This window comes from Pseudomonas sp. 6D_7.1_Bac1 (genome assembly GCF_025465945.1).
In the GTDB taxonomy this organism is placed as follows: domain Bacteria; phylum Pseudomonadota; class Gammaproteobacteria; order Pseudomonadales; family Pseudomonadaceae; genus Aquipseudomonas.
This window is the reverse complement of sequence record NZ_JANLNW010000077.1, coordinates 16,971-28,375: the sequence shown is the minus strand read 5'-3', so window position 1 is coordinate 28,375 and position 11,405 is coordinate 16,971. Positions and strand designations below refer to the sequence as shown.

At 59.8% G+C, this 11,405-nt stretch carries 9 protein-coding genes and 1 pseudogene; 1 reads left to right on the top strand and 9 read right to left on the bottom strand.

All coding sequences use genetic code 11. The annotated features are described in order from the left end of the window. Positions 1-56: 56 nt before the first annotated feature. The 7 genes from gcvH to arcD form a co-directional block, all read right to left on the bottom strand. Positions 57-440, bottom strand: coding sequence for a glycine cleavage system protein GcvH (gcvH, locus tag NTD87_RS23525; RefSeq protein ID WP_262116595.1), 384 nt, complete (start codon positions 438-440; stop codon positions 57-59). Between the two features lie 425 nt (positions 441-865). Then, positions 866-2,374, bottom strand: a complete 1,509-nt coding sequence (locus tag NTD87_RS23520) for a sigma-54-dependent transcriptional regulator (RefSeq protein ID WP_262116594.1) — start codon at positions 2,372-2,374, stop codon at positions 866-868. Between the two features lie 217 nt (positions 2,375-2,591). Continuing rightward, positions 2,592-2,951, bottom strand: coding sequence for a DUF5064 family protein (locus NTD87_RS23515; protein WP_262116593.1), 360 nt, complete (start codon positions 2,949-2,951; stop codon positions 2,592-2,594). A 59-nt stretch (positions 2,952-3,010) separates the two neighbouring features. After that, positions 3,011-3,940, bottom strand: coding sequence for a carbamate kinase (gene arcC / locus NTD87_RS23510; protein ID WP_262116592.1), 930 nt, complete (start codon positions 3,938-3,940; stop codon positions 3,011-3,013). A gap of 190 nt (positions 3,941-4,130) precedes the next feature. Next, positions 4,131-5,141: an ornithine carbamoyltransferase gene (locus NTD87_RS23505; RefSeq protein WP_262116591.1), complete on the bottom strand. Its 1,011-nt coding sequence runs from the start codon at positions 5,139-5,141 to the stop codon at positions 4,131-4,133. Positions 5,142-5,211: 70 nt separating this feature from the next. Next, positions 5,212-6,468 (bottom strand): arginine deiminase, encoded by a 1,257-nt coding sequence (arcA, locus tag NTD87_RS23500; protein ID WP_262116590.1) that lies wholly within the window; start codon positions 6,466-6,468, stop codon positions 5,212-5,214. A gap of 46 nt (positions 6,469-6,514) precedes the next feature. Continuing rightward, entirely contained in the window at positions 6,515-7,942 is a 1,428-nt protein-coding gene (gene arcD, locus NTD87_RS23495; protein WP_262116589.1) for an arginine-ornithine antiporter, read from the bottom strand. A gap of 456 nt (positions 7,943-8,398) precedes the next feature. On the opposite strand from arcD, the gene NTD87_RS23490 reads away from it, so the two are divergent. Next, on the top strand, positions 8,399-9,262 hold the full coding sequence (locus tag NTD87_RS23490) for a DNA-3-methyladenine glycosylase family protein (protein ID WP_262116588.1): 864 nt from the start codon (positions 8,399-8,401) through the stop codon (positions 9,260-9,262). A 141-nt stretch (positions 9,263-9,403) separates the two neighbouring features. Here the strand turns inward: NTD87_RS23490 and NTD87_RS23485 are convergent, their stop codons facing one another. Both NTD87_RS23485 and NTD87_RS28165 read right to left on the bottom strand, forming a co-directional pair. Next, positions 9,404-10,753, bottom strand: a complete 1,350-nt coding sequence (locus tag NTD87_RS23485) for a CoA transferase (protein ID WP_262116587.1) — start codon at positions 10,751-10,753, stop codon at positions 9,404-9,406. A 103-nt stretch (positions 10,754-10,856) separates the two neighbouring features. After that, positions 10,857-11,372, bottom strand: a pseudogene (locus NTD87_RS28165) (methyl-accepting chemotaxis protein); the annotation flags it as partial. Positions 11,373-11,405: the final 33 nt, after the last annotated feature.

Sequence of the window (11,405 nt, the reverse complement as noted above, 5' to 3'; positions counted from 1 at the left end):
GCGCGCGATGAATTCGTTGGCGGTGCTTAGATTTACTTGAGTCATGTTGGCGCTCCTCAGGCTTCGGCGTTGGCTTTGATCAGACGGTCGTAGGCGTCCTGATCCAGCAGTTGGCCGACAGCGGCGGCATCAGCGGGGATGAAGCGGAAGAACCAGCCTTCGCCCAGTGGATCTTCGTTGACCAGTTCAGGGCTGCTGTCCAGCGCCGGGTTCACTTCCAGTACTTCACCGTCCAGTGGCATGTACACGCCGCTGGCGGCTTTTACCGATTCCACGGTGGCAGCTTCAGCGCCTTTGTCGTAGGCCTTCAGCTCAGGCAGTTGTACGAAAACCACGTCGCCCAAGGCGTTCTGTGCGAAGGCGGTGATGCCGACAGTGACAGTGCCGTCAGCTTCGGTGCGCAGCCATTCGTGATCTTCAGTAAAACGCAACTCGCTCATGGAAACTCCTCAGGGGGCCAGACTCGTCTGGTGGACGCGATTGAATGCTCGTGCAGGGCAGAGCTGAATGGTCAGATGCTTAGCAAGAACGCGGCCAAAGTTTTTTATTTGTTATAAATCAATAGGTTACTGTTTATTACAGGCGAGACGAAAAACCCGGCTGTAGCGAAATCGCTACAGCTTGAGCCGTGGAAAAAAGCCTATGGGGATCAAAGCCTTGCGTAGCGTAGTTTAATCGAGGGTGTAGCGAAATCGTTCCGCTGTAGCGCATTCAGTACAGATGGAGGTCGTTTTTGAGCGAGTTTGATGGTGGGGCAACTGACCTCATCGCGAGCAGGCTCGCTCCCACAGTGATCTGTGTCGTACACAAAACCTGGGATCACAGGAAATCTCCTGTGGGAGCGAGCCTGCTCGCGATGACGATTTCAAGCCTTGCCGGGAATGCCGTACTTGCGCAGTCGATGGGCGATGGCGGTGTGGGAGGTTTGCAGGCGGTTGGCCAGTTGGCGGGTCGAGGGATAGTTGACGTACAGCTGTTCCAGCAGGGTTTTCTCGAACGCTTCCACGGCCTGCTCAAGGCTGTCGACCTCCGTGTCGCTTTGGCGCGCCACGGAGGTGCCGGCGATGTCCAGGTCGCCAATATCCACCAGGCTGCTTTCGCAAATGGCGGCGGCGCGGAAGATCACGTTCTGCAATTGCCGCACATTGCCCGGCCAGCGGTTGCCGAGCAGGGCTGGATAGGTTCCAGGAGCGAGGCGACAAACCGGGCGCTGGATCTGTGCGCAGGCCTGCTGCATGAAATAGCGCGCCAGCAACAAAATGTCCTGACCACGTTCGCGCAGCGGCGGGACTTCGACGTTGAGCACGTTGAGGCGGTAGAACAGGTCCTCACGGAACGTGCCTTCGCTGACCATTTTTTCCAGGTCACGGTGGGTGGCGCTGAGGATCCGCACGTTGACCTTGACCTCACGATCGCCACCGACCCGGCGGAAGCTGCCATCGTTGAGGAAACGCAGCAATTTGGCCTGCAAGTACGGCGACATTTCGCCGATCTCGTCGAGGAACACCGTGCCCTGGTTGGCCAGTTCCATCAGGCCTGGCTTGCCACCACGTTGAGCGCCGGTGAAGGCACCGGGGGCGTAGCCGAACAGTTCGCTTTCAGCGAGGTTTTCCGGCAATGCCGCGCAGTTCAACGCCAGAAACGGCGCGCTGTGTCGGGCGCTGATCGCATGGCAGGCGCGGGCCACCAGTTCTTTACCGGTGCCGGTTTCACCCTGGATCAGCAGCGGAGCATCGAGCGCCGCCACCCTTTGCGCACGGGCCTTGAGGGTGCGAATCGCCGGGGACTCACCGAGCAATGCATCGAAACCTTCGGCGTGATCGTGGTGCAAGGCCGACAGTTGCTCACCGATGCGGTTGGGTTGATACAGGGTCAGCAGCGCGCCGGCATCGGTGATCGGCGTGGCGTCCAGCAGCAAGGTCTGGCCGTTGACGGTGATCTCGCGCAGTGGCAGGCGAAAGCCGTGTTCGAGCAGCGTTTCCAGCAGCGCCGGATCAGCGAACAGCTCGGCGACACTTTCCCCGGCGGGTTCGCGGCCATACAGGGCGATGAGCGCCGGGTTGGCCAGCAACACGTTGCCGGCGCTATCAACGGCCAGCACCGGGTCGGTCATCGCCGCCAGCAGCGCGTCGAGCTGCAGGTGCCGACGCTGGCCGGGAAGAATGTCGACCACCGTTACCGCTTGCACGCCGTGCACGCTGAACAGCGCATCGCGCAGCTCTTCGAGCACTTGCGGGCTGAGGGTCGGAGCGTCGATGTAAACGTTCGGCGGAACCATTTCCACCGCATCCAGATTGAGATTGCGCCCACCGAGCAAGGCCAGGACTTCCTGGGTGATGCCGACGCGGTCGATGAAGCTGACGTGGATACGCATGGGGCGGTTCAGTGTTCTGGAGTGCGGAGGGTGGCAAGTATGCCTTGGAGGAGGGGTGGAGGTGAAATCCAGCGCAGGATCTTATGGCAATGATGATCCCCTGTGGGAGCGAGCCTGCTCGCGATAGCGGTCATTCAGTCAACATTATTGTTGAATGTCACTCCGTCATCGCGAGCAGGCTCGCTCCCACAGGTTCAGCTTTTGTTGAGAGTTCGGGTTATTCCAGGTGCTCGGGTTTGACCGGGTCACCGGATTTGACGTGCAGTTGTGCGCGTACGTCTTCGAACATCTCGTCGTAATACTTGTGCAGCGAGCCGATGCTGGCGGATTTAGGCATGCCATATTTCTGTGCGATGCGCGTGGCGTGTCGGGCGAAGTCGAAGGCCTGGTCCTTGGGCAGGAAGAACTCTTCTTTCAGGTCCTTGTCCTCGACCGAGCCATGCAGCTTGAAGAGCATGCCTGTGCCTTCCTTGGGATCTGTGGTGACTTCATAGTCAATGCAGAGGTTGTAGCTGAAGTCGTCCTTGTTCAGCGCGTGGCGCTCGATGTGCAAGTGACCGGGCTCAAACGTGGCCATGGGCGCCTCCTTCAAAGGCATTGAAGCGGGGCAGGCATGAGGTCTGCCCCGGCTGTTTTTTATCGGTAGGTGATACCAGGTTTAGCCGTGCTGATACGGGTGCCGGCCTTGCCCTGGACAATCGCTTCGATGTCCGAGAGTGAACCGATCACTGCGACTTTGCCAGTGTTGCGGGCGAACTCGCAGGCGGCCTGGACTTTCGGCCCCATGGAGCCAGCCGCGAAGCCGAGTTTTTCGATATCGTCCGGGTGGGCCTGGGCGATGGCTTTCTGGGTCGGCTTGCCGAAGTCGATAAACGTGGCGTTGACGTCGGTGGCGATTACCAGCAAGTCACTTTCAAGCTGTTCGGCCAGCAGCGCCGAGCACAGGTCCTTGTCGATCACCGCTTCCACGCCCTTGAGCTTGCGGTGCTCGTCGTACATCGTCGGGATGCCGCCGCCGCCCGCGCAAATCACGATGCTGCCTTTGTCCAGCAGCCACTTGATCGGGCGGATTTCGAAGATGCGCTTGGGCTTCGGACTGGCGACCACGCGGCGGAACTTGTCACCGTCCGGGGCAATCGCCCAGCCTTTTTCAGCGGCCAGCGCCTCGGCTTCGGCCTTGGAGTAGACCGGGCCGATGGGCTTGGTCGGATTTTTGAAAGCCGGGTCCTTGGCATCGACTTCGACTTGGGTCAGCAGGGTCGCGAAGGGCACTTCGAAGTCCAGCAGGTTGCCCAGTTCCTGTTCGATGATGTAGCCGATCATGCCTTCGGTTTCAGCACCGAGCACGTCCAGCGGGTAAGGGGAAACCTGGGTGTAGGCCGCCGCTTGCAGCGACAGCAGACCGACTTGCGGGCCATTGCCGTGAGCAATCACCAGTTGGTTGCCGGGATGGATTTTGGCGATCTGTTCGGTGGCGATCCGGATGTTGGTGCGTTGGTTGTCCGCGGTCATGGGTTCACCACGGCGGAGCAGGGCGTTACCGCCCAGTGCAACGACGATACGCATAATGCAGTCCTTCTAAACAGAGAAGTAGCGAGCGACTCGGTCTCCCTGTTGGAACTCGGTCAGTGTGGGAGCGAGCCTGCTCGCGAAAGCGGTGTATCAGTCGACATCCGTGGTGAATGTCAGTCCGCCTTCGCGAGCAGGCTCGCTCCCACAGGAGGCTTATTCCTGCAGGAAGAGTCGGGTCGGGCCTTTAGATGTCAGCCAGCGCCGAGACCAGGATCGCCTTGATGGTGTGCATGCGGTTTTCCGCTTGCTCGAAGGCGATGTTGGCAGGCGATTCGAAGACTTCCTCGGTCACTTCCACACCGTTGGCCAGGTGCGGATACCGCGCGGCGATGTCCTTGCCGACCTTGGTTTCGCTGTTGTGGAACGCCGGCAGGCAGTGCATGAATTTCACCCGAGGGTTGCCCGAGGCTTTCATCATTTTGGCGTTGACCTGGTACGGCATCAATTGCTCGATACGCTCGTCCCACGCTTCGACCGGTTCACCCATGGACACCCAGATGTCGGTGTGGATGAAGTCCACGCCTTTGACCGCTTCTTTCGGGTCTTCGGTGATGGTGATGCGTGCACCGCTATCGATGGCGAAGGCTTTGCACTGATCGATGAAGTCCTGATGCGGCCACAGCGCTTTCGGTGCACCGATGCGTACGTCCATGCCCAGTTTGGCACCGATCATCAGCAGCGAGTTGCCCATGTTGTAGCGTGCATCACCGAGGTAGGCGTAGCTGATGTCATGCAGCGGCTTGTCGCTGTGCTCGCGCATGGTCAGGGTGTCGGCGATCATTTGGGTCGGATGGAATTCAGCGGTCAGGCCGTTGAACACTGGCACGCCGGCAAACTTGGCCAGCTCTTCGACAATTTCCTGTTCGAAGCCACGGTACTCGATGGCATCGAACATCCGCCCCAGTACGCGGGCGGTGTCTTTCATGCTTTCCTTGTGGCCGATTTGCGAGGACACCGGGTCGATGTAGGTGACGTGAGCGCCTTGGTCATGGGCTGCAACTTCGAAGGCGCAACGGGTGCGGGTCGAGGTTTTTTCGAAGATCAGTGCGATATTCTTGCCTTTGAGGTGCGGCTGTTCGGTGCCGGTGTACTTGGCGCGTTTCAGGTCGCGGGACAGGTCCAGCAGGTAGTGCAGCTCGCGATTGGTGTGGTGCATCAGCGAGAGCAGGCTACGGTTACGCATGTTGAAAGCCATGGTATGGATCTCCTTTGGTTTCGGTTATCCCCCTGGCTGGGCTCTGTAAGCCTCAGCCAAGGTTTGACGATTAATAGTCGATTGGGTCGCGGATGATCGGGCAGGTCATGCAATGGCCGCCGCCACGGCCGCGGCCGAGTTCGCCGGCGCTGATGGTGATGACCTCGATCCCGGCCTTGCGCAGCAGGGTGTTGGTGTAGGTGTTGCGGTCGTAACCGATCACCACACCAGGCTCCACGGCCACCACGTTGTTGCCGTCGTCCCACTGTTCGCGTTCGGCGGCGAAGCTGTTGCCACCGGTTTCGACCACGCGCAGGGCCTTGAGGTTGAGGGCCTTGGCGACGGTGTCGAGGAAGCTGGTTTCTTCGCGGCGGATGTCGATGCCACCCGGTTTGCTTTCATCAGGGCGCAAGGTGAAGGCCACGATCTGGTTCACCACTTCCGGGAAGATCGTCACCAGGTCGCGGTCGCAGAAGCTGAACACGGTGTCCAGGTGCATCGCGGCGCGGGACTTCGGCAGGCCGGCGACGATCACCCGCTCAACCGCTTTGTGCTTGAACAGGTTCAGTGCCAGTTGGCCGATGGCCTGACGGGACGAGCGTTCGCCCATGCCGATCAACACTACGCCGTTACCAATCGGCATCACGTCGCCGCCCTCCAGCGTGGCGTTGCCGTGCTCCTGATCCGGGTCGCCGTACCAGACCTGGAAGTCAGCGTTGGTGAACTCGGGGTGGAATTTGTAGATGGCGCTGGCCAGCAGGGTTTCCTGACGGCGTGCCGGCCAGTACATCGGGTTCAGCGTGACGCCGCCATAGATCCAGCAGGTGGTGTCGCGGGTGAACTGGGTGTTCGGCAGCGGCGGCAGAATGAAACTGGAGTGGCCGAGGAATTCGCGGAACATTTCGATGGTCTTGCCGCCGAAGCTGCTGGGCAGATCGTCACCGGACACACCGCCGATGAGGAATTCGGCAATCTTGCGCGGCTCCAGGCTACGCAGCCACGAACCGACTTCGTTGACCAGACCCAGGCCAACCTGGTTGGCGGTGATCTTGCGCTCCAGAATCCAGTCCAGGGCCTCAGGGTTGGCGACGATGTCGGTCAGCAGGTTGTGCATTTCCAGCACATCGATGTCGCGCTCACGCATTTTGGTGACGAAGTCGAAATGGTCACGCTTGGCTTGAGCCACCCACAGCACATCATCGAAAAGCAGTTCGTCACAGTTGTTCGGGGTCAGCCGCTGGTGGGCCAGGCCGGGGGAGCAAACCATGACTTTGCGCAGTTTGCCGGCTTCGGAATGTACGCCGTACTTAACTCTTTCCGTGGTCATTACAGATCCTCCAGATAACAAAACAGTCGAGTGTTACAAACGGGTGCTACAGGGTCAGGAAGCCGTCGTAGAGACCATAGGCCGCCACCAGGGCGCCAATGACGACTGCAGCGAAAATCAGCCTCTCGACGTTGGTGAAAACCGGTTTGCCCAACTCGCGCTTGGCCTTGGCGAACAGGATCGCGCCGGGGGCATAGAGCAGGGCGGACAGCAGCAGGTATTTGATGCCGCCTGCGTACAGCAGCCAGATCGCGTAGATCAGCGAGATGCCACCGATGATCAGGTCTTTCTTGCGTTCGGCCAGGGCGTTTTCGTAGCTCTCGCCACGTACCGCCAGCAGCAGGGCGTAGGCCGCCGACCACAGGTAAGGCACCAGAATCATCGAGGTGGCGAGGTAGATCAGCGACAGGTAAGTGCTGGCCGAGAACAGGGTAATGATCAGGAACACCTGGACCATCGCGTTGGTCAGCCACAAGGCGTTGACCGGTACGTGGTTGGCGTTTTCCTTGCGCAAGAACTCCGGCATGGTGTGGTCCTTGGCGGCGGCGAACATGATCTCCGCGCACAGCAGCACCCACGACAGCAGCGCACCCAGCAGGGAAATGATCAGACCGACGCTGATCAGCACCGCACCCCAATGACCGACCACATGCTCAAGCACGGCGGCCATCGACGGGTTCTGCAGTTTGGCCAAATCCGGTTGAGTCATGATGCCCAGCGACAGCACGTTCACCAGCACCAGGAACAGCAGCACGGTGATGAAGCCGATCACGGTGGCTTTACCGACGTCCGAACGTTTTTCGGCGCGGGCCGAGAAGATGCTCGCGCCTTCGATGCCGATGAACACCCAGACGGTGACCAGCATCATGTTGCGCACCTGGTTCATCACACTGCCCAAGGAAGTGTTTTTCGTGCCCCAGATGTCGGCGGTGAAGATCTCCAGTTTAAAGGCGAACACGGCGATCAACACGAACAGCAGCAGCGGCACGACCTTGGCGACGGTGGTTACCAGGTTGATGAACGCCGCTTCCTTGATCCCGCGCAGCACCAGGAAATGCACGGCCCACAGCAGCACGGAAGCACCGATTACTGCCGCCACGGTGTTGCCTTCGCCGAAGATCGGGAAGAAGTAGCCCAAGGTGCTGAACAGCAGAACGAAGTAGCCGACGTTACCCAGCCAGGCGCTGATCCAGTAACCCCAGGCGGATGAGAAACCCATGTAGTCGCCGAAACCGGCCTTGGCGTAGGCGTAGACACCGCCATCGAGGTCAGGCTTGCGGTTGGCGAGGGTCTGGAAGACGAAAGCCAGGGTCAGCATACCCACGGCGGTGATGGCCCAGCCAATCAATACCGCACCGACGTCGGCACTGGCGGCCATGTTTTGCGGCAAAGAGAATATCCCGCCACCAATCATTGAACCTACTACCAGAGCGACTAAGGCGCCGAGTCGTAGTTTTCCGGGAGATTCAGACATTGCATGACTCCATTGCCGGAGAAGAGAGACCACAGGATAAATCTGCTAACTGATAGAGCAGCTGATCTGGATCAGTTCATGGTCACATTCCATTGTTAATGAATGACTTATGAATACTTCCGAAATAGCGCGTGCGTGCCAGCAGAAGCCTGTTCCAGAGGCCTCGGTATAGATCAAACAGGAATGAATCCTATTGCGGAGAACTTGAAGCTAGTTGGTTTCTCAGAATGTGCAAATTTTTGGTGTCTGTTTTCAGTACAGAACTTATTTATCGGGAATGACCCACAAAACTGGCCAATTGCCTCTGTGGTATAGATGAGAAAGTTCTAAATAAGAGTTTTTTTACCGTTATCTGATTAACGTCATGGCACGCTGCATATTTAATGGGATGAATACTTGTTATGGTTTCAAAACATGACAAACAGTCGATTTGAGATGAGAGATAAGGATGTCGCTGTGAGGGTGTTGCTCGACTACCCCCCGCCCTATGACTGGCCGGCGATGCTCGGCTTTTTGTCGGCACGGGCGATTGCCGGGTTGGAGTGCGTGGTCGATGGCGTGTACTCGCGCAGCATCAGCCTGAACGGTGTGCACGGCACATTTTCGATCAGGCCTGCGGTCGGTGATGCGCTTGAAGTGAGGTTGTATTTTCCTGAGGCGTCAGCCGTGCCGGAGATCGTTGCGCGGTTGCGGCGGATGTTCGATCTGGACGCGGACCTGCCGCGCATCCATCGGCAACTGGCGGTTGATCCGCTGATGGCAAGGTTGATTGCCGAGCGTCCCGGACTGCGGGTGCCGGGGGCGTGGGACGGTCTGGAACTGGCGATTCGTGCGGTGCTGGGTCAGCAGATTACGGTCAGTGCTGCGATCAAACTGGCGGGCAAGCTGGTGGCGCAGTATGGCGAACCGTTGTCTTCGCCGTTGTCTGGATTGACTCATGTGTTTCCTGACGCTGCGGTGTTGGCGGCAGCGGATCTGGCAACCTTGGGAATGCCAAAAAGCCGTGGGCGGACGTTGTCTGGTGTCGCGCAGGCATTGCTTGATGATCCCTTGTTGTTTGAATCGAATCGGGACGGCGGCGTTGCGCGGTTGTTGGCGTTAAGGGGCGTTGGCGACTGGACGGCGCAGTACATCGCCTTGCGTCAGTTGCGCGAGCCGGACGCGTTTCCTTCAGGGGACGTGGGGTTGATCAACGCATTGGCCGCGCTTGAGGGTGGGCCGGTGACGCCGCGTGAATTGTTGGTGCGTGCCGAGGCCTGGCGACCGTGTCGGGCGTATGCGGCGCAGTTGCTTTGGACCTCGTTGAGTCGTTCGGACTGAAACTTATCCGATAGTTGCGTTGACTGTTCGGTCGTCATCGCGAGCAGGCTCGCTCCCACCTTTGATGTGTGGTGTTCACAAAGGGTGTGCCCACATCAGACCTATGTGGGAGCGAGCCCGCTCGCGATAGCTATTTCACAGTCACCACCACTGTGCGCGATGTGAACCCAATTCCCCTGCCGCAATCGCCCACTGCAACGGCGTCCCGGTAATCTTCAACGGCACCTGCAACCGATGTGCCGGGCCCCAGACCGTTTGTTCGATCAGCAGGCCCTGATCACCGGCCTCTTCAGCGCGTAACGGTTCCTCGGTCCCCGGCCCCTGTTCAACCAGCAACTTCGCCGTGCGCGCCAGCGACAGTCGCGCCGAGCGGCCGTGTCCCGTCCTCAACCGCTCAGTCAACGCCTTGATCGCACTGGCCGCCATCAAATACCCGGTGGCGTGGTCCAGCGCCTGAACGGGCAGGGGCGTCGGTGCGTCGGCCTGCTTCCAACCCATCCCGGCCTCGGCGATACCGCTGCTCATTTGCACCAGACTGTCGAAGCCTCGGCGGTTTTGCCAAGGGCCGCTCCAGCCGTACGCATTGAGGCTGATGTCGATCAGGCCGGGGGCGAGTGTCTGCCGTTCGGCGGTGCCGTAGCCCAGGCGCTCCAGAGCGTCGGCGCGGTAGCCGTGAAGCAGGATGTCCGCGTCCTTGAGCAAGTTTTCAAATACCACGCGGTCGGCGTTGTTATGCAGGTCCAGGCGTGCGCAGCGTTTGCCCAGGGTGACCTCCGGGATCAGGCCCGGTTCGTTCCACTGCAGCGGATCGATGCGCAATACGTCGGCACCGAGGCCCGCGAGAAAACGGCTGGCAACGGGGCCGGCGAGGACGCGGGTCAGGTCCAGTACCTTGATGCCCGCCAGCGGTAACGCGACCGAGCCTTGCCAGGTTTTTGAGTGCTCGCTGTCGCTGGCGGAAAAATGAATCAGCGGCTCGGCGTTGACAGCCACGCCTTGCGGGTGGGACTGCCATTGTTGCCATGAGCGCATTTCGGCAGCGCAACCGCCGGCCTCGACCACCGCGTGTTCCAGATCGCGTTTGGCCCATTGAGCGACCTTGGCGGCCATCGCACTGCGATCAAAGCAATGTCCCAGCACCTGTTCGGCGGCGCTGCGGTGATGAGGGGTGTTGGTGTGCAGGCGAATCCAGCCGTCGCTGGTGGCGTAGTCACCGGCGATGGGGTCCCACGGCGATGGCACGCTCCAGCCTATCGGACGGATCGAGGTGGCGAACCAGAAGGAGGCGAGACGACGGTCGACTTCAAGGCTCGGCAAGCGACCAGTCTGTTGCAGCAGCAGTTCGCTGGCGGCCTGGCCGGCTGCAGCGATGCTGGCGCTGGCGAGGTCCGTCACGGCAAACGCCGAGGACAACGCGCCGTTAGAGGTGAAGGTAATCGTGGTAGCAGGCAAGCCGAGCGCGGCTTGAAAGGACGTCAGAAAATCAGTCATCGAAGGCCCTCCGGAAGAGAGCCCGAGCATAGTTCAAAAACGTCAGCCCGGATGAAATCCCCCTGTGGGAGCAAGCTCGCTCCCACCTGGATTTCGTATCGGGTTACACCCGGAACTGATCCATCAATTTCATCTGGTGCGTGGCCAGCGAGTTCAGTTGGCTGCTGATCTGCGCCGATTCAGTAGCCTGTTCGGTCAGGGTTTCGGTGACGCTGCGGATCGCCGAGACATTGCGGTTGACCTCTTCGGCCACGGCACTTTGTTGTTCAGCGGCGCTGGCGATTTGCAGGTTCATGTCGCTGATCACCGTGACCGCATCGCTGATTTTTCCCAAAGCCTGCACGGCTTGTTGAATCTGCCCGGCGTTGTTGTGGGCCTGGGTCTGGCTTGAGTGCATGGTCGCGACCACGCCGCGAGTACCGCTTTGAATCCGTTCGATTACCAGACGGATTTCTTCGACCGAGTCCTGGGTACGTTTGGCCAGGTTGCGTACTTCATCGGCGACCACCGCAAACCCGCGACCGCTTTCGCCGGCGCGGGCGGCTTCGATCGCGGCGTTGAGTGCCAGCAGGTTGGTCTGCTCGGCGATGCTGCGGATCACTTCCAGCACCGAGCCGATCTGCTCGCTGTTAACCGCCAGCGCTTCGACTTC